17 protein-coding genes are annotated in these 18665 nt (G+C 69.8%); 6 read left to right on the top strand and 11 right to left on the bottom strand.

The features are described from left to right. Positions 1 to 4: 4 nt before the first annotated feature. From IWX63_RS12455 to IWX63_RS12445, 3 genes are read right to left on the bottom strand one after another with little or no spacing between them, the layout of a single operon-like run. A complete protein-coding gene (locus IWX63_RS12455; RefSeq protein ID WP_199278474.1) occupies positions 5 to 1102 on the bottom strand; it encodes a zinc-binding dehydrogenase in 1098 nt (365 codons plus the stop codon). After that, the gene (locus IWX63_RS12450) at positions 1099 to 2583 is read right to left on the bottom strand and encodes a purine-cytosine permease family protein (RefSeq protein ID WP_199278473.1); all 1485 of its coding nucleotides are present in this window, start codon (positions 2581 to 2583) and stop codon (positions 1099 to 1101) included. Before IWX63_RS12450 ends, IWX63_RS12455 begins: the two co-directional genes overlap by 4 nt. Further along, positions 2580 to 2753 (bottom strand): hypothetical protein, encoded by a 174-nt coding sequence (locus IWX63_RS12445; RefSeq protein WP_199278472.1) that lies wholly within the window; start codon positions 2751 to 2753, stop codon positions 2580 to 2582. The genes IWX63_RS12450 and IWX63_RS12445 overlap by 4 nt, the downstream gene beginning before the upstream one ends. A 135-nt stretch (positions 2754 to 2888) precedes the next feature. Here IWX63_RS12445 and IWX63_RS12440 point away from each other — a divergent pair, with 135 nt between their 5' ends. Further along, positions 2889 to 3686 (top strand): nitrilase-related carbon-nitrogen hydrolase, encoded by a 798-nt coding sequence (locus tag IWX63_RS12440; RefSeq protein ID WP_199278471.1) that lies wholly within the window; start codon positions 2889 to 2891, stop codon positions 3684 to 3686. Positions 3687 to 3740: 54 nt separating this feature from the next. Here the strand turns inward: IWX63_RS12440 and IWX63_RS12435 are convergent, their stop codons facing one another. After that, on the bottom strand, positions 3741 to 4229 hold the full coding sequence (locus IWX63_RS12435; protein ID WP_199278470.1) for a hypothetical protein: 489 nt from the start codon (positions 4227 to 4229) through the stop codon (positions 3741 to 3743). A gap of 154 nt (positions 4230 to 4383) precedes the next feature. Between IWX63_RS12435 and IWX63_RS12430 the strand changes: the two genes are divergently transcribed. Further along, positions 4384 to 4707 (top strand): NIPSNAP family protein, encoded by a 324-nt coding sequence (locus IWX63_RS12430; protein ID WP_199278469.1) that lies wholly within the window; start codon positions 4384 to 4386, stop codon positions 4705 to 4707. Between the two features lie 163 nt (positions 4708 to 4870). Further along, positions 4871 to 5878, top strand: a complete 1008-nt coding sequence (locus IWX63_RS12425) for an alpha/beta fold hydrolase (protein ID WP_199278468.1) — start codon at positions 4871 to 4873, stop codon at positions 5876 to 5878. A gap of 150 nt (positions 5879 to 6028) precedes the next feature. On the opposite strand, the gene IWX63_RS12420 is transcribed toward IWX63_RS12425, so the two are convergent. The 3 genes from IWX63_RS12420 to IWX63_RS12410 form a co-directional block, all read right to left on the bottom strand. Next, positions 6029 to 6721 (bottom strand): isochorismatase family protein, encoded by a 693-nt coding sequence (locus tag IWX63_RS12420; RefSeq protein ID WP_334685843.1) that lies wholly within the window; start codon positions 6719 to 6721, stop codon positions 6029 to 6031. 65 nt (positions 6722 to 6786) lie between these two features. Beyond that, entirely contained in the window at positions 6787 to 8658 is a 1872-nt protein-coding gene (locus IWX63_RS12415; RefSeq protein ID WP_199278467.1) for a hydantoinase B/oxoprolinase family protein, read from the bottom strand. Between the two features lie 3 nt (positions 8659 to 8661). Beyond that, positions 8662 to 10764: a hydantoinase/oxoprolinase family protein gene (locus IWX63_RS12410; RefSeq protein ID WP_199278466.1), complete on the bottom strand. Its 2103-nt coding sequence runs from the start codon at positions 10762 to 10764 to the stop codon at positions 8662 to 8664. Between the two features lie 204 nt (positions 10765 to 10968). Here IWX63_RS12410 and IWX63_RS12405 point away from each other — a divergent pair, with 204 nt between their 5' ends. The 3 genes from IWX63_RS12405 to IWX63_RS12395 are packed head-to-tail and all read left to right on the top strand — an operon-like array spanning position 10969 to position 13822. Then, positions 10969 to 12201 (top strand): CaiB/BaiF CoA transferase family protein, encoded by a 1233-nt coding sequence (locus IWX63_RS12405; protein ID WP_199278465.1) that lies wholly within the window; start codon positions 10969 to 10971, stop codon positions 12199 to 12201. Beyond that, positions 12198 to 13151, top strand: a complete 954-nt coding sequence (locus IWX63_RS12400) for a hydroxymethylglutaryl-CoA lyase (RefSeq protein WP_199278464.1) — start codon at positions 12198 to 12200, stop codon at positions 13149 to 13151. Before IWX63_RS12405 ends, IWX63_RS12400 begins: the two co-directional genes overlap by 4 nt. A gap of 5 nt (positions 13152 to 13156) precedes the next feature. After that, the gene (locus IWX63_RS12395; RefSeq protein ID WP_199278463.1) at positions 13157 to 13822 is read left to right on the top strand and encodes a GntR family transcriptional regulator; all 666 of its coding nucleotides are present in this window, start codon (positions 13157 to 13159) and stop codon (positions 13820 to 13822) included. A 59-nt stretch (positions 13823 to 13881) separates the two neighbouring features. Here IWX63_RS12395 and IWX63_RS12390 read toward each other — a convergent pair whose 3' ends face one another. The 4 genes from IWX63_RS12390 to IWX63_RS12375 all read right to left on the bottom strand — a co-directional run bounded on the left by IWX63_RS12390 (position 13882) and on the right by IWX63_RS12375 (position 18607). Continuing rightward, the gene (locus IWX63_RS12390; RefSeq protein ID WP_199278462.1) at positions 13882 to 14751 is read right to left on the bottom strand and encodes a Rieske 2Fe-2S domain-containing protein; all 870 of its coding nucleotides are present in this window, start codon (positions 14749 to 14751) and stop codon (positions 13882 to 13884) included. A gap of 179 nt (positions 14752 to 14930) precedes the next feature. Next, entirely contained in the window at positions 14931 to 16199 is a 1269-nt protein-coding gene (locus IWX63_RS12385) for an alkaline phosphatase family protein (RefSeq protein ID WP_199278461.1), read from the bottom strand. A gap of 29 nt (positions 16200 to 16228) precedes the next feature. After that, complete coding sequence (locus IWX63_RS12380) at positions 16229 to 17860, bottom strand: alkaline phosphatase D family protein (RefSeq protein ID WP_199278460.1); 1632 nt, start codon at positions 17858 to 17860, stop codon at positions 16229 to 16231. 312 nt (positions 17861 to 18172) lie between these two features. Beyond that, a complete protein-coding gene (locus tag IWX63_RS12375) occupies positions 18173 to 18607 on the bottom strand; it encodes a DoxX family protein (protein WP_199278459.1) in 435 nt (144 codons plus the stop codon). Positions 18608 to 18665 lie beyond the last annotated feature (58 nt).

The following is an 18665-nucleotide window of genomic DNA, read 5'->3' as shown; positions in this document are numbered from 1 at the left end:
GTCGTCAGAACACGATCACGCTGCGTGCCCGCTCACCCCGCCGCATCGCGTCGAAGGCCTCGTTGACCCCGTCCAGACTGATCCGATGCGAGATGAGCCGATCGACGGGCAACCGCCCCGCGAGGTACAGCGCCGCAAGCCGCGGGAAGTCCCGCCCGGGCACGGTCGAGCCGTAGTTGGAGCCGATGAGCGACTTCCCGCTCTCCGCGAGCATCAGCGCATCGATGGACACCGGGCTGTCCTCCGGCGGCAGGCCCACGATGACGGCCTTGCCTCCGGGGGCGATGAGCGACGGAAGGGACTCGATGGTCTGCACCCGCCCGATCGCCTCGAACGCGTACGCGGCGCCTCCCCCGGTGATCGCGGCGATCTCCTCCGCGAGCCCGTCCGACGGCACCAGTGTGTGGGTGGCGCCGAACTCCCGCGCCGCTGCGAGCTTCTCCTCGCTGAGGTCGACGGCGATGATCGGGTTCGCGCCGACGAGCCGCAGCGCCATGATGATCGAGAGCCCCACGCCGCCGGTCCCGACGACGACGGCGGCCGTCCCGGCCTCGACGCCCGCATCGTTCACCACGGCCCCGAAGCCCGTGGCGACGGAGCAGCCGATGAGGCTGGCGACGTCGAACGGGACCTCGTCGGGGATACGGATGGCGCCGGCTTCGGGGACGACGGCGTACTCGCTCATGGACCCGACGGTCAGGTACGGGAACACGCGCTCGCCGTCGAGGGTGAGCGGGCTGCTGCCGTCGGGCAGGAGGCACTCCTCGGACCGGCTGCCCGTGCAGACGTAGGACTTCCCCGACAGGCAGGCGGTGCAGCGCCGGCAGGGGTAGAACCAGGAGAGGATCACGTGGTCGCCCACCGCGACGTCGGTGACGCCGTCGCTGATCGCCTCGACGGTCCCGGCGCCCTCGTGGCCCATCACCGTGGGCGAGGGCAGCGTCCAGTCGCCGTCGAGCACGTGGCGGTCCGATCCGCAGACGCCCGACGCGCCCATGCGGACGAGGACGGTGCCCGGGGCGGGGTCGGCGACCGTGACGATGGTCAGGTCGAGGTCCTGCGAGCCGCGGCGGTGGACGGCGGCGCGGGCGGTGCGGCTCATGCGCGGCCCTCGGCCTTCTCTACGTCCACGTCGGCCGCGTAGCCGCCGACGCCGCGGCGGACGTAGAGGACGCGGGCGAGCACGTAGTAGACGATTCCGCCGACGATCGCCGCGGGGAAGGACGCCGTGATGTAGCCGAAGACGGGCAGGGCGGTGAGCGTGACCGGGTTGTAGATGACGAGGTAGAAGGCGGCCCCGACGACGACGGCGGCCATGCCTGCCCAGTTGACGCCTCCGTGGAAGTGGTAGGCGCTCTCATGGCGGTGGCGATAGAGGTCCTCGAGCACGACGCGCTGGCGGCGCAGCAGGAAGTAGTCGGCGATGATCGCCCCGCACATGGGCGCCAGGAACGCGCCGCTGAGGGTCACGAACACCATGAACCGCTGATACATGAAGCCCGGGAAGAACGCGAGGACGGCGGGCAGGACGAAGAACGCCGCGCACAGCCACGCCCACCGGACCCCGGAGAGCAGATTCCCGCTGGCCTGCCGGATGGCGAGCACCGTCGAGTAGACGATCGAGGACGTGCTGGTGATGTTCGCGAACGCGATGAACAAGAGGATGAACGCGCCGACGATCGGACCGCCGAACGGCAGCATCCAGACGGTCGGATCGGAATCGCCGAGGGTCAGGGCCGCGGCCATTCCGACGACCTGCGCGATCAGCGTGGCGCCGAACAGCCCGAGGTAGGACGGCCAGAGGGCGGCCTTCGGGGTCTTGGTCAGCCGGGCGAGCGAGCCCATGACCGGGTACCAGGACACGCCGACGCCCACGTTGAACTCGACGGCGAGGGCGAAGTTGAGCCGCTCGTCGTCGAACGGTGCGAGCGGTGCGGCGCTGAACAGCGTGTCCCACGAGGTGTTGAGGACGAGGAAGACCATGAGGAAGACGGTCACGACGATCAGGCCCGGCGCGATGAACTTGTTGAACCGGCCGATGGTCACGGGTCCGCGGGAGAGGATCCACCAGGAGACGGCGATCGCGACGAGGGCGAAGACCGTGACCATGAGGCTCTCGGGCCCGAAGTCGGTGCTGAACGCGGAGTTGGAGACCTGGGTGACCGCCCGGCCCACCATGATGGCCAGCAGCGAGGACCAGCCCATCTCAGTGATCAGGATGACGGTGAAGACGAGGATGCCCACGCCCACGAGCCCGAAGACGGGCCGGAGGATGGTGTACTGCTCGACGCCGTAGCGCTGGCTGGCGACGACGCTGGCCAGGATCATGAATCCGAGGCCGATCGCGTTGCCGATGATCATGGCGGCGATGCCCTGCTGGAAGCCGACGAGCAGCGCCGTCGAGCCTCCGACGAGGAACGCCCACGTGGCGATGGCGAGGCTGATGTTGACGCCGGTGAAGTCGGCGCCGTTCCAGATGCGCTCCCTGCGCAGCAAGGGCAGGGAGCCGAGCGAGCCGCCGGTGCCGGCGTCGCTGCTCTTGCCCTGCGTGCTCTTCGTGCCCTGCGGGTTCTTGGTGCTCACAGCGCCAGCACCAGGAAGCCCAGCAGGGTGATCCCGAGGGTCACGAGGGTGTACAGGCCGAGGTCCCTGCCCGAGAGCGCGGCACGTGAGGCGTCGCCGTGCTCATGCGCCGCGATCTCGCCGAGCCTGGACTGCAGATTGCTGGGCGTCGTTGCGTCAGCTGAATCCATGATGCGTTTCTCCAATAATCGAATGTCATTCGGTTTGGGTCCATCGTTGTGCCTATCATGAGGGCTGTCAATGGATCGGCCGTCATAATCCGTGCGAAAAACCTTCGCACAGCCGGCCTCCCGGAAGGAGAAGCGATGCCCGCTCTCGCTGTGCTCCAGGCCGCAGGGACGGTCGACGCCGTGGAGGAGAACCTCCGCCGTCTCGACGGGTACGCCGCCCGCGCCGCCGCCCAGGGCGCGGAGATCCTCGTGACCCCGGAACTCTTCGCCACCGGCTACGCTCCTGCGCTCGCCGCCGAGTCCGACGGGCAAGCCATCCGGGACGCGCTCGCCTGCATGGCGCGGCGGTACAGGATCGCACTGGTCGGATCGTCCGTCGAGGCCACCCCCGACGCGCGGCACATCACCGCCTCCCTGTTCGACCACCAGGGTGCGGAGCTGACCCGGTACCGGAAGGCGCACCTGTTCGGGGCCGAGGAGCGGGCCGTCTTCGCCCCGGGCAACGAGCTCCCCGAGCCGGTCCGGTTACTGGGCATGACCGTGGCGCTCGGCATCTGCTACGACGTCGAGTTCCCGGAATTCGTGCGCAGTGCCGCGCAGCGCGGCGCCGACCTGCTCCTCGTCCCCACGGCGGTGCCAGCCACGGGCGACGTCGGGAACCGGTCGCCGGTCCACACCTACAACGCGAAGCGCATCTCGACGCTGCTGGTGCCCGCGCGGGCGTTGGAGAACGGCGTGTACATCGCGTACGCGAACCACACGGCGCCCGGCTTTACGGGGCTGAGTTGCATCGCGAGCCCCTACGGGACATTCCTCGGGCTCGCAGGGGACGGCGAGGAGCTGCTCTTCGCGGGGGTGGACCAGGCGGAGGTGCGCCGTGCCCGGGAACTCAACACCTACCTGACCTGCCGACGTCCGGAGCTCTTCGCCTGACGTCTCCCGGCTGTCGTTACCGCCGGCGGTGGCGACAATCGAGGCGTCCGGGGCTCACCTGTAGACGTGCAGCGCCCCGCCGTACCCGAGGGGTATGCCATGCCCGCGCAGCCAGGAATCCAGCACCTCGGTGACCGCAGCGAACTTGAGCTGCTGGATCGGCGCGACGATGGCGTGAGGCTTGTTCCCGGCGTCGACCGCGTCCGCGCCTACTCCGATGCGCCAGTTGTGGACTGCTGCGTCATCGCGGTACGCGACCTCCAGGTGGTAACCGCTCCCCGTGTTCATGACCTGGGCGTAGCGGCCCGAGGGACCGTGGTCGAGGTTCTTGGACTGGAGGATCAACCAGTCGCCCGCCGTGGCGATCAGCCTGACCAGACGGACCACCTCGGCCCGCGAGTCGAGGTCATGCCAGGTGCTGCAGTGATCGTCGACGCTGACCATCCACTCGAACGCCTCCTCTGCTGCCGGATGCAGGAGGAGGTCCAGGAGGGTTTCGTCGACGGGCGCAGCAACCAGCGGGGCGAAGCCATTTGCGGTCATGATCACGTCCCCCACAACGAGAGCTCCCAGCATCCGACTCCTTTCATACGGTGGTGACAATTCATGATTTCCCGTACCACTGACATTCCGACTGCGTCGGAACGACGGCCTTAGTCTGGGTGGGACCACCAGACCAGGAAGCACCGGGAGAACCATGACCTACGAACTGCGCACCTATACCGCCAACCCCGGCAAGATGGACGCCCTCGTGGAGCGCTTCCGCTCCTCGACCATCGGCCTCTTCACCGAGCACAACATGAAGAGCCTCGGCTACTGGACGCCCGTCGGGAGCGACGACGTCCTCGTGTATCTCCTCGAGCACGACGGCGACCCCAAGGCCAACTGGGCGGCGTTCGGCGCCGATCCGCGGTGGACCGAAGCCAAGGCGGCGTCGGAGACGGACGGTGCGCTGGCGGCGAGGATCGACTCCGTGCTGCTCGAGGCGACGGACCTGTATCCGGTGGCGCAGGCGCGATAGGACCCGGGACCTACGCCAGTAGGGTCCGGCGTCGGCATGGCGTGCCGGCGTGGTGGGCTCCACCAATTGTCCGAAGAGCCCGCTATTCCTATACCCGGAGTCCTGTCCTCTGTACGATCAGGCTGAGCTCCAACGAGGGAGCCCCGGCGAAGGGAGCAATGTAATGGAGCATAGGCTTTTCGACCTGGGGGATTTCAGCCTTCAGAAGGGCTCGGTCCTTCCGTCCGCTCAGTTGGGGTACACGACGCTGGGTGAGCTGAATGAAGCCAAGGACAACGTCGTGATCTGCCCGACCTGGTTCACCGCCACTCCGGCTGACACTGCCATGTGGATGACGGGCGAGGACCGCGCCCTGAAACCGAGCAAGTACTTCATCATCGTGCCTAACCACTTCGGCGCGGCCGTTTCTTCCTCGCCGAGCAACACACCTCCCCCGTTCGGCAGGGGCACATTTCCGCGGGTCACCGCCTATGACAACATCAATGCGCAGTACCGGCTCGTGACGGAGGAATTCGGTATCGAGAAGATCCGGCTCGTGTCGAGCTGGTCCATGGGTGCCTGCCAGGCGTATGCGTGGGCGGCACTGCACCCGGAGATGGTGCAGGCCATCGCGCCGATCTCCGGCTCCGCCCGCACGGCACAGTACAACAAGGTGTTCCTGCACGCGCTGACGCGGGCCATCACCGCCGATCCCGACTGGAACGACGGTTTCTACGGCGACAAACCCCCGGTCCGCGGCCTCCGGACCTTCGCCTCCATCTACGCCGGATGGGGTTTTTCAGAAGCGTTTTACCGCGAAGAGGTATACCGCGGATTCGGCGCGAGCAGTATCGAGGAATTCATCGAGATCTTCTGGGACCCGTTCTTCCTCAAATGCGACGCGAACGACCTGCTCGCCCAGATCCAGACGTGGAAGCACAATGATCTCGGAGACCATCCGAACTTCGGCGGTGACTTCGATGCCGCACTCGGAGCCATCCGCGCGAAGACGATCATCATGAATGCCGAAACGGACCGGTACTTCCCACCCATCGACAGCGAGTACGAAGCCGGCCACATACCGGGCGCGACCACGAGGCCCATTCCCACCATCTGGGGGCATCTTGCTCCCTTCAATCCCGTGGACCAGCAGTTCATCGACCAGGGAATCACGGAACTGTTGGACAGCTGATCGAAGACCCCACGACGATGCCCGGCACCGAGCGTGCCGGGCATCGTCGTGTCAGGCGACTGACAGCTTCACCGACAGGCTGCTAGCGGCTGAGCCGTCAACCGGTTGACAGCTTCACCGACGGGCCGCTAGCGGGTGAGCGGCCGATCGTCACCAGGCGAGGTCCGCCCGGTCCACCACTTCCGCGTACTTGGCCTGCAGGTCGTACAGCGTCGCACGCTGCACCGCGTCCTCCCGGTCCCCGACGGCGTCCCGCACCACGATCGGCACGAAGTCGTGCTGGATGGCGTCGACCGCCGTCGCCCGGACGCACCCGCTCGTGCTGACGCCGACGATGATCACGGTGTCCACCCCGGCCTCGCGCAGCAGGACGGCCAGCTCGGTGCCGAAGAAGGCGCTGGCCGACTGCTTGACGATCACCTCCTCGCCCTCGCGCGGCGCCACCTCGGGCATCAGTTCACCCATCGGTGATGCTTCTCTGGGCGTCGGACCGATGAGCAGCCGCAGCGCCGGGACCTTCCGCAGGAAGACTCCCCCGTGCGCGGCGTCGTCGAATCGCACCACGGTATGGAACACCGGGACACCGGCGGCCCGGGCCGACGCCAGGACGGCGGCGGCCCCGGCCAGGCTGTCATCGGACGGGAGGCACAGCGGACTCGACGCGTCGAAGTACGCCCGCATCAGGTCCACCGCGATCACCGCCCGCTGCCGGCCGGGCGTCAGGGTCCCGTCGAAGCCGGACGAGAAGCCCGACGACGCTGCGGGAACAGCGCCGGACGGCGCCGCACCCCCCGCGGCGAGCCCTGCAGGCGATTCCGCAGCCGGCTCCCCGGACGGCTCCACAGCCGGCTTCCCGGACGGTTCTGTAGGCGAAGACGGGCCGCCCGCGGAGCCCGAATCAGCAGCCACTACACCGCCAGCGGAGGCGTGGGGGCCGGCCGCCCGGTCTCGGCCATGCTGTTGGCCAGCAGGTTCTCCATCGTGTCGCCGCGGTTGAACAGCGGCAGCGGCTCCTCGCGGCCTTCCCGCATAGACGCGCGCAGGGAGGACGTGGCAGCGGCGTCGAGCTCGCCGTCGTCGTCGCACACCACCCCGTACGTCCGCGCGCCGGCCTGCGTCACAAGTCCACGCCGCACCTCCTTGCACACCAGTTCCGGGTCGCGGGCGAGCGGATCACCCCAGCCGCCGCCGCCCCACGTCACGAAGTGGAGCACGTCGTCCTTGCCGACGGCGACGTCGTGCACCTTGGAGCCGAGGACCTCGCGCGTGCCGTCCGCCCGGTCGATCCACTTGGTGCCGCGCGCGCCGGGCTCGCCGCCCTTGACGCCCCACGGGTAGGTGAGCCAGCGGTCGTCGTGGATGGCGATGGTGCCGGCCTCGAGGAACCGGTAGGCGACGTCCACGCCGTTGCCGCCACGGTGCAGGCCCGCGCCGCCGGTGTCCGGGATGGTCTCCCAGCGGTCGATGATCAGCGGGTAGTAGCTCTCCAGGTACTCGCACGGGATGTTGACGAAGGAGGGCCACAGCGAATGGCCGTCCGGCCCGTCGCCCACGGGACGCCCGGGGATGCCGCCGAAGCCGATCGAGTACAGCTGGAACCACTCGCCCTTCCGCTCGCCGGCGCTGTAGTTCCCCGAGTACATGAAGTGCGGGGAGGAGGAGAAGCCGGCCGCGTTGAGCAGGTCCGGGTTCGCCTGGCCGAGGAGCCCGCCGAAGAGGTCGAACAGCCGGCCGATGCCGTGGTTCCTGCCGTTGAGCGCCGCCGGATAGGCCGGCTTCCAGAACGAGTTCTCCGGGATCTCCACGTCCACGAGCGGATAGAAGCCGTCGTTCCAGAGGATCTGCGGGTCCGCGACGGTGATCATGTAGATGCCGAAGAACATCCGGATCAGGTTCTCGTTGATGTAGTAGTTGATGGGCCCCTGCGCCTGCGGGCTGCTGCCCGTGAGGTCGATCAGCACCTTGTCGCCCGTGCGCGTGATGGTCATCGTGAGCTCGTACGGGCCGTACCCGCGGCCGTCGTCGTCGATGTAGTCCGTGAAGGAGAGTGGCTTGCCCTCCTCGAACACCAGCGCGAGCAGCACCTTCATGGCGCGGTAGTTCCGGTCCAGTAGGGCGTTCAGCGCGGACGTGTAGGTGTCCACGCCGAACCGGGCGCACATCTCCTGGACCCGGCGCGACGCCGTCCGGCAGGCGGCGACGATCCCGTTGAGGTCTGCACGGTTCCAGTCGGGCTTGCGCACCTGGTTGAGGATGATGCCGAGCGCCGTGTCGTCCCGCTCGCCCTTCCGGTACAGCTTGAAGGGCGGGATGATCACGCCCTCCTCGAAGATGGTCCGCGCGTCCGTGGGCATGGACGCCGGCGTCTTCCCGCCGACGTCGGTCATGTGCCCGAACTGCGACGCCCACCCGACGATGCGCCCCTCGAAGAAGATGGGCATCACCACGAGCCAGTCGTTCGCGTGGCTGATGGCCGCGCCGCAGGAGTACGGGTCCGACGTCATGAGGACGTCGCCCTCCTCGATGGTGCCGCTGAAGTTCGCCAGGAAGTCCGGGATGGAGAGCCCGAACTGGCCGACGATCATCTTCCCCTCGGGGTCGGCGATGAGCGGGAACTCGTCGTGCTGCTCGCGGATGCCCGGGGACAGCGCGGTGCGGAACAGGGTCTCGTCCATCTCGTAGCGGGCGCTGCGCAGGGCGTTCTCGATGAGGTCGAGCGTCACCACGTCCACGTCCACCGCGGTCAGGGGCGAGGTGGAGGTCTCGATCAGCTGTGCCATGGGTCAGTCCTCACTCGGGCTCGAAGTGGTTGCGGCGTCGTGCTCGATCGGCCGGATGAGCAGGCTCCCGTGGTGGTGCACCGTCGCCTCGTGCCCCGGCAGCACCAGCGTGGTGGAGTCCATCTCGGCGACGACGGCGGGACCGGTGATCACGTTGCCGGCCTTCAGCAGGTGCCGGTCGTAGATGGACGCCTCCTGGTGCTGACCGCCCACGAAGATGGCGTGCGTGCTCCGCAACGCGGGCAGGGGGTCTTCGGGTCCGGCGTCGAGGGTCACCGAGGCGACCTGGGGTCGCGGCCCGCTCACCGTGGCGCGCGCGGTGACGAACTCGTGTTCGTTGTCGAGGAGGAACGCGAAGAGCCGCTCGTGCTCGGCGTCGAAGTCCGCGCGCAGGGCGGTCAGGCCGCCGTCGCCGCCGCTTTCGGCGAAGGTCCGCAGGTCGATGGCGATCGGGATCTCGAAGCCCTGCCCGTGGTACCGCAGATCCGCGGAGTAGGTGACCGTCAGGTCCGCCTCCTCGAGGCCCGCTGCGAGGAGCAATTCCTTCGCGGTGGCGGCGAGTTCCTCGAGGACGGCACGCACCTGGGCGTCCTCGAGCTCGCTGAACCGCCGCACGAGGGTGCGGGCCGATTCGTCGCGGAGGCTCGTGGTCGCATCGCCGTAGGCGCAGAGCACACCGGGCGACGGCGGGATGATCACCGGCCACGCGCCCGTCAGTTTGCCGAGCGCGTTGGCGTGCAGCGGGCCGGCGCCGCCGAAGGCGACGAGGGCGAAGTCCCGCGGGTCGAACCCCTGCTGCGTGGATACGAGCTTCAGCGCGCCGTAGATGTTCTCGTTGACGATGTCGATGATGCCCTCGGCCCCGGCCTCCATGCTGTCCAGGCCGAGGGCCTCCGAGATGGTCTTCACCGCGGTGGCGGCGGCCTCGACGTCGAGCCCGATCTCGCCGCCCGCCAGCTGCGAGGGGAGGAATCCGAGCACCACGTTCGCGTCGGTCACCGTCGGCTCGGTGCCGCCCTTGGCGTACGACGCCGGGCCGGGCACCGCGCCCGCGGACTGCGGACCGACGCGCAGGGCGCCGGTGAGCTGGGGGACGTGCGCGATCGACCCGCCGCCGGCGCCGACCGTGCGGACGTCCACCGAGGTGGCGCGGACGGTGAGGTCCCCGACGGTGGTCTCGCGGCCGATGCGCGGCGTGAGGTCCTGGACGAGGGCGACGTCGGTGGAGGTGCCGCCCATGTCGAAGGTGAGGAGGTTCTTGAAGCCTGCCTGCTCGGCGGCCCACACGGCGCCGGTCACGCCGCCCGCCGGCCCGGAGAGCAGCAGGGACACGGGGTTGTCCGCGGCGACATTGCCGGAGACGAGGCCGCCGTCGCTCCTGAGGATGGAGAGGTGGCCCTCGATACCGGCGGCGTCCAGCTTGTCCTCGAGGTTGCCGACGTAGCGCGAGACCTGGCCCTGCACGTAGGCGTTGGCGACCGTGGTGATGGTGCGCTCGTACTCGCGGAGTTCGGGCAGCACGATCGACGAGCGGGAGACGGGGACGCCGGGCAGTTCCTCGGCGGCGAGCTCGGCGATGCGCGCCTCGTGGTCGCCGTTGGCGTAGGAGTTGATGAGGCTGATGCTCAGGGCCTCGATGCCGCGCTTCTTCAGGCGGCGGAGCTGGGTGCGGACGTCGTCGTCATCGAGCGGTATGCGCACCTCTCCGGTGGTCGTGGTGCGCTCGCTGACCTCCACGGTGTCCTCGAGATCGGCGAGCGGCTCCGGTTTGGGCCAGATGATCCAGCCCGCCAGGCCGCCGGGCACGAACGACCGGGCGATCTGCAGCACCTGCCGGAAGCCCTTCGTGGTCACCAGGCCCACGCGGGCACCCTTGTGCTCGAGGATCGCGTTGGTGGCCACGGTGGTGCCGTGCAGCACCTCGGTGACCTCGGACATCGGGACGCCTGCGGCCCTGCAGACCTGCTCGATGCCGTGCAGGACCCCGATGGACTGGTCCTGGGGGGTGGAGGCCGTCTTGTACCGGTGGGTCTCGCCGGTGGCCCCGTTGATGAGGAGGATGTCCGTGAACGTGCCGCCCACGTCTACGCCGAGCCGAAACGCCATCAGTTCTCCTCAGGTTGGTTGATCGTCGCGGGCACGCCGGCCTCGCTGCCAGTCAGCGTAGGGGCGCCCCGTCGGCAGGTCAATGGATTGCATACAACTACTTGGACCGGTCGCGTCATCTCCTTGACTCACCCCGCCTGCGGTGTGAAGTTGTATACGTTCGGGCGCCCCGCCCGTGCTGATCCGAAGCCCGGAGGCCTGCCGATGACTGCCGACCCGTTCGCTGAAGCATCCGCCGACGCACCCGCCACGGGCCCCCTCGCGGGTCTACGCGTGGTGGAGATGGGCCAGCTCCTGGCCGGTCCGTTCTGCGGCCAGCTCCTCGGGGACCTCGGCGCCGACGTCGTCAAGATCGAGGACCCGGCGGCGGGCGACCCGCTGCGCCAGTGGGGCCGGCAGCTGCCGCAGGGGCAGTCGCTCTGGTGGTCCGTCGTCGGGCGGAACAAGCGCTCGGTGACCCTGAACCTGCGCGACCCCGAGGCCCAGGACCTCGCACGGAAGCTCATCGGCACGGCGGACATCGTCGTCGAGAACTTCCGGCCGGGGACGATGGAACGCTGGGGGCTCGACTACGCGACCCTGGCGGAAGCGAATCCCGGCCTGATCATGGTGCGCGTCTCAGGGTTCGGGCAGGACGGGCCCTACGCCCAGCGTGCCGGCTACGGGGCGATCGGCGAGGCGATGGGCGGCCTCCGCTACGTGGTCGGCGATCCGTCCACCCCGCCGTCGCGCATGGGCATCTCGATCGGCGACACCCTCGCCGCCCTCTTCGCGACCATCGGCGCCCTCGCCGCCGTCCGCGAGCGCGAGGTAAGCGGGCGCGGGCAGGTGGTGGACTCGGCGATCTACGAGGCGGTGCTCGGCGTCATGGAATCCCTGGTGCCGGAGTGGCAGATCTCGGGGTACCAGCGGGAGCGGACCGGGGCGATCCTCCCGAACGTCGCACCGAGCAACGTGTACCCGACCCGGGACGGCAAGTGGGTGCTCATCGCGGCGAACCAGGACACGGTGTTCGGTCGGCTCGCAGCCGTCCTGGGCCGGCCCGAGCTCGCGACCGACCCTAGGTACGCCACCCACGGCGCGCGGGGCGAGCGGCAGGAGGAACTCGACGACCTCATCGCCGCGTACACCTCCACGCAGGACGCCGCCGCGCTGGAGGCGTCGCTCGAGGAGCACGGCGTCCCGGCGGGCAAGATCTTCCGGCCCGTGGACATGCTCGCCGACCCGCAGTACATCGCACGGGAGTCCATCACCGAGGTGCAGCATCCGGTCCTCGGCCCCGTCGCCCAGCAGAACGTGTTCCCGCGGCTCAGCCGCACCACCGGGACCATCCGCTGGCCCGGTCCGGCGCTCGGCGCGCACACCGCCGAGATGCTCGCGGAGGTGGGGGTCGACGACGGCGCCCTCGCCTCCCTGCGCGAACGGGGGCTGGCATGAGCATCCCCGGGCTGCCCGCCTCGATCCGCCTCGTGGAGGTGGGCCTCCGCGACGGACTGCAGTCGGTCCCACAGATGCTGCCGACCGCCGACAAGGTGGAGCTGGTGCAGCTGCTCATCGACGCCGGCGTCCGCGAGATCGAGGCCGTGAGCTTCGCGCACCCGAAGGTCCTCCCCCAGCTCGCCGACGCCGCCGACGTCATGGCCGCCGTCCCCCGCGTGGACGGGGTGCGTTACCGCGGCCTCGCGCCGAACCTACGCGGCGCCGAACGGGCCGTGGACTGCGGGCTGGACGAGCTCGTGGTGGTCGTCTCCGCGGACGAGGAGGTGAGCCTGCGGAACCAGCGGCTCACCGTCGACGAGATCCTGGCCGACGTCGAGCGGATCGGTGCGCTCGCCGCGGCGTCCGGGGTGCGGCTCGTCGTCGCCGTCGCGTGCGCGTTCTTCGCGCCGGCGCGCGGACCCGTGCCGCGGGAGGAGCGGCTGCGGGTGGTGCGGGCCGCCGTCGACGCCGGCGCCGACGGCGTCTACCTCGCCGCGACGTCGGGCGAGGAGGAGCCGGGCGAGATGTACGACGGCGTCGCCGAGGTGCGGGCGCTCCACCCCGGGCTGGACGTCGGCGTGCACCTCCACAACCGCAACGGCTTCGCCCCCGCCAACGCGCTGGCGTGCATGATGGCCGGCGCCACCTGGCTGGAGGGATCGTTCGCGGGGCTCGGCGGGGACCTGTGGTTCCCGGGTGACCCGACGGTGCTCGGCAACGCGGCGCTCGAGGACCTCGTGCACCTGTGCGACGGGCTCGGTATCGCGACGGGCATCGACCTGGCGGCGTACATGCTCGCCTCGGACCGGATCGTCGAACTGACCGGGCGGGCGTCGTCGTCGTTCGTGTCGAGGGGCGGGACGCGCAGCGCCCTGGCCGCTGCACGCTGGCCCGACGCGCTAGCGTGACAGGCATGGACACCCTTCCGACCGCCTCCCCCGAAGCCTCAGGTGACAGCGCCTACGGGCAGGTGCGCTCGATGATCGCCTCGGGCGAACTCGCCGCCGGGTCGTGGCTGCGCGAGACGACGCTCGCCGATCGCATCGGCGTCAGCCGCACCCCCATCCGCGAGGCCCTCAACCGGCTCGCCGCCGAGGGGCTGGTGGAACTCAGCCGCAACAAGGGTGCGCAGGTGGTCAGCTTCTCCCCCGACGACGTCGCCGGCCTGTACGACGTGCGTGCCGGGTTCGAACCGCACGCCGTCCTGCTGTCCGTCCCCCAGCTGACGGACGACGACGTGGCCGAGCTCGCGGCCCTGTCCGAGCGGATGGAGGCGGTGGTCGCGGAGGGCGGCGACCTGGCCGGGCTCGGTGCGCTCAATGCGGCGTTCCATGGCATCTTCATCGAGCGGTGCGGCAACCGCCATGTGGCGACGGCGCTGCAGACCGTGATGCGGCCCGCCGTCGTCGCCCACACCTTCCGCAGGTACAGTGCCGAGGCGCTGCGCCGGTCCATGCAGCACCACGCGGAACTCGTCGCGGCGGCGGCGGCGCGGGACGGCGAGTGGGCCGAGGCCGTCATGCGGACGCACATCCTCGCCGCGCGCAACGCGGCGGGCGCCCACCCGTCGACGCGCTAGGGCGGCCGGACCCTCGCACCGGACGGGCACCGCCCCCGGCCGCGACAGCACAGGGGACGTCAGCCTGCGTTGGGCAGTGACACCTCGACCAGTCCGGCCATGACGCGGGTCCTGAACGCCGGCTGCGGCGACGTCGCAGGACCCTGCACGACCTCGCCGGTCTTCATCGAGAACGTGCTGTTGTGCCAGGGGCAGACCACGCAGGCGTTGCCGCGATCGTAGGTCAGTGTGCCTTCGCTGAGCGGCCCGGATAGGTGGCTGCAGGTGTCCGAGAGGACGGAGACGTCATTGCCGCGGCGGAAGACGACGAGCGGGACGTCGCCGAGCATTGTCCGCTCGAACTTCCCGTCGGGGAGGTCGGCGAGTGCGCCGATCGCGTGCCAGCCCGGCTCGACACGGTGCGGGACGTCCTCGGCGTGGTTGGCGCCGAGCGACTGCCGATAGGACATATGACCGCCGAGGAATCCGCCGGCGGAGACGACGACGAGGCCGGTGTAGGAGAGCAGCTTGCCGGACTTCCCGCGCAGGCGCTGGACGAGGGAGAGCGTGTACAGCCCGACGGCGACGATGTTCGCCGCAGCGTGCACGATGCCGACGCGCTGCTGCTGTTCGTGTGCCTCCGACCAGTCGGTCCAGCCGGCCACGGCCGTGGGACCGGCAGTGACCACCCCGGTGCCGATGAGGATAGCCGATGCCTTGGTCGAGCCGGGGATCGCATCGAGGATGGCCGCGGAGAACCACGTTCCCGTCGGCACGAGGATCATGAGCGGGTGCAGCGGGTGGCCGATCGGCACGCCGTGGAGGATGTCGCGGAGGGCGCCGGGCTTGATGACGGCCTGCACGACGTCGCGCATCGTGGTGACCATCGGGTCGAGCCCGGTGGCGTTCTCGAGCTTCTCGACGGATTGCAGGGGGCGGAGGGTCTTCATGGTGTCTCCTCAAGGTGCGGGTGGGCAGCAGCGGAGCTATCGCCTGATTTTCGAAGCATACTGAGGATCACCGACCTGTGGCAGTGGGATCCGGTACGACTTGTCGACCTTGCCCTCACCGGGGACGCCGTCGACGCGCCGGGCGGTGTTGCCGGGGAGGATCGCGGCGACGAGCGACATCAGCGGAAAGCGCTGGTCCTGGCCGTGCCGTCGTAGCCGCCGCTGGGCGCCTTGATCCCGAACAGCGCCCCGAGCGTCGGGGCGACGTCGACCGTTCGAGCCTGCTGCGTGGAGACCTTTCCTCGTACCACCCGCGGACTGCCGCCGCCCACGAAGAACGGGATCGGCTCGGTTGCCGGGTGCCCGTGGTTGCCGGGGATGGGGTTGGAGAGGATCGTGGGGTCGGAGAACCGCCAGCCCGCCCGGCAGGTCGCGATCAGGTCGCCCGCCTCGGCTCCGAGCCGGAGACTGGAAGGGTTGCTGACTGCCAGGACGCCCGGATGCGCGGCGACGAGGCCGGAGATCTCAGCGAGGCCACGGTCCTTGGCGTCGGCCGATCCCGTCCAGTAGAGCAGGTCCGCTCCTCCGTTCTGCGCGATCACGATCTGCGAGCGGAGGTCCTCGCGGCCCCGCAGGATCAGGTCGACGGAGATGAGGTTGGTCGGGAGTGACCAGTCCATCGAGTGATCGGCGAGAACCATGAGCACGCTGCTGTCCCACGTGCCGGTCGATTTCAGGTGACCGACGAAGCGGCCGATCTGCGCGTCGGTGGCCACCAGCGCCGCCGTCCGTGCCGCCCGGAGCGTGGTGCCGGTGAGATCGCTGTGGCCGAGACGGTCGATGTCCCCCAGATTGGTGAAGACCAGGTCCGGGTCCGCGGCGTCGACCATTGCGATCAGCGCGTCCATCGTGGCGACGTCGGGTGCGTGCCCGGTGACCGGGATGAGCGGCTGCGGCTCCCACCGGTAGGTGGCCCGCTCCCCGAAGATCCCGTAAAGGTATTCCTTGCTCAGCACGGTCCCGGTGGTGCGGCCCGTGGCGTTGAGGCGCTCGAGCAGGGTGGGGAATCTGAGGTCGGACGGCCGGTCGAGGTCACGGAGGACCGCCTCGGCGCGATCGAAGATCTTGTTGGCCGGCACTCCTGTCCGGTCGGGCCGGGCCCCCGTCATCATCATCACGTGGTTGGGGATGGTCTCCATGACCGGTAGGGACCGCGCCGCCGGGAAGGTGGTCCCGGCGGCGCGCACCGCTGCGAGATTCGGTGTGAGAACCGGGCTGATCTCGTCCGGGCGGCACCCGTCGATCACCAGGACGTAGGCGCGGAGGCGCCCGGCCGGCGTCTTCCCGGGACGCGCCCAGGCCGCTGCCGGCGCACCGGACAGGATCACGGCAGCCCCGGCGGCGGACCCCCACCGGAGGATCTGACGGCGCGTTGCTGAGTCGTTCATGTCTGCACTCCTGTTGGTTCCATCCGCACTCATGCCCGCGTCACCTTCTGGGTGCCGGCAACTACCTGCCAGGACTCCGACAGACGCGCTGTGGCGGCCCTGTCCGTCCGCTCCGACAGCACGTACCAGTCCATCCGCACCCCCTCCGGACGAACCTCCATCACCGAGTACCCGTGGGAATCGAAGTCGAGGTACTTCACGTGGGGGTTGTTCGTCCTGAACGACGCTTCGACGGACAGGGAGGCCGTGCGCGGCGGGACCCTGAGGATGTCATCCAGGTTGTCGCTCGTCACCGAGGTGCAGACCAGTTCCGTGCCCACGGACGCCCCCGTGAGGGGATACGTGGCCCGATCGGCCGGGAGGTCGCACGCCCACCCGGAGTGGATGTCGCCGGTCAGGAAGACGGTGTCCGCGATGGCGTTGTCCCCGAGGTGCCGGAGCACGCGCGACTGGTCGGCGGTGTAGCCGTCCCACTGGTCGATGTTGTAGGGGACGCCGTCGACCGTGGTGGAGCCGACCAACTGCTCCATGCCGGCGGTCGCGGCGGCGGGGAGCGCGGGAGGGAAGCGGACCGGGGTGATCATGACGGGGTTGCCGACGAGCTTCCACTGGGCCTGCTGCGCGGACAGCCCCTCGAGGAGCCACTCCATCTGCGCGTCACCCGTGATGCTCCGGTCGGCGCTGCCGATCGCCGGGTCGGTGGTCCCGGAGGCCTGCTGGTCCCGATAGGAGCGGAGATCGAGCATGGAGAGGCTTGCCAGCGATCCGAAGGTCAGGCGGCGGTACAACTGTCCGCCGACCTCGTAGCGGACCGGCATCCACTCGGCGTACGCCTGCAGTGCCGCAGCCTTGCGATCCACCCACGCACCTTCCACGCCCTCCGTATGGTTCTCGGCCCCTCCGGACCAGGCGTCGTTCGCCGACTCGTGGTCGTCCCACGTCACCACGAAGGGCGCGACGGCATGCAGCGCCTGCAGGTCGGTGTCCTGCTTGTACTGCGCGTGCCGGCGCCGGTAGTGCTCGAGGGTGGTCATCTCCACGGGCGGGTCGTGAGGCCGGACGACGACGTCGCGGGCCTGGTACTCGCCCGGCGCGTATTCGTACAGATAGTCGCCGAGGTGGAGCACGAGGTCGAGGTCACCGCGCGCGGCCAGATGCCGGTAGGACGAGAACCACCCTGCCTGGAGGTTGGCGCAGGACACCACGCCGACGCGCAGCAGGTCCACGGACGCGCCGTCCGCCGGGGCGGTGCGGGTGCGTCCGATCGGTGACCGCTCCGCGCCGACCCGGAAGCGGTACCAGTAGGTCGTCGCCGGCTGCAGCCCGCGCACGTCGACCTTGACGGTATGGTCCCGCTCGGCTCCGGTCTTCGACGTGCCGCGCGCCGCTATCCTCCGGAAGTCCTTGGTGGTGGACATCTCCCAGACGACCGGCACGGCCGGCCCCTTGCCGGATCCGGGCGTCGCGTCCCTCCGGGGCGTCACCCGGGTCCACAGCAGGATGCCGTCCGCGAGGGGATCACCGGAGGCGACACCGTGGGCGAAGATGCCGGCGGCGGCGGCTGCCGGGCGGGAGGGAGCGGTGGCAGCGGAGGCGACGGCGGTGCCGGCGACCGACAGGGTGCCGGCCCGGAGGACGGTGCGGCGGGAGATGGAGGTCATGTCCCGATTAGATCCCGCGGGAGGCCCGCGCTGGTCGCTCGAGCACGATCGTGGCGCAGAGTTCGCCCGGCGTTCACCCGCTGTCCGGTCCGGCTGCGCCTGGGAGGACGAACCGGCGCCGGCCGGAGCCCGTTTCGGCGCAGGACGGGAAGTCCTTGACAAAAGGGGGGGGGCACCGCCGGAGGTTCGAGGTCCACCATCGACCCAGGGAGCCCCGTGACCGAAACCCTCTCGGCATCGGTACCAGCTGCACCGGCTGCACCTCAGGAGGACACGGCCCGGGGCCTCGACGCGGGCAGGGCCTCGGGCTGATCAGTGCTCTCGGAGCGTCCGCCGGTCCCGCCACGCTCCCGTGGACCACAGCGCCCACAGAACCAGGACGGGCTGGAAGAACAGGCGGGTGAGGCGGGCGCCGTCGGTGTCGAGCCCGAAGGCGCTGACGCCGTCGACGTACTGGGCGATGTTCCCGGGGAAGATCGCGACGAAGAAGGCCGCGACCGTCCAGCCGACGACCACCCGGTACCGGCCGAGGGCCACCAGGGCCGCGCCGAGCACCAGTTCGACGACGCCCGACGCGACGACCACGAAGTCCGTGTCGAGGGGCAGCCAGGCCGGGACCTGTGCGGCGAACTCAGCCCGGGCGACCGTCAGGTGGGCTGTACCGGCGAACAGGAGGAAGGCGCCGAGCACGATGCGCGCCGTCGTCCGCAGGGTGGAGGTGCGCTTCGGTGCTGCGAGGGACGCCATTCTGGGCACGATAGCACCTGCGCTTGCGCCGTCCGTCCCGCCTCCGACGAGTAGTCGG

It is taken from the genome of Arthrobacter sp. CAN_A2 (assembly GCF_015752045.1).
Classification (GTDB): domain Bacteria; phylum Actinomycetota; class Actinomycetes; order Actinomycetales; family Micrococcaceae; genus Arthrobacter_D.
Note: the sequence above shows the minus strand (reverse complement) of the source record. Positions and strands in the feature narration are given on the sequence as shown.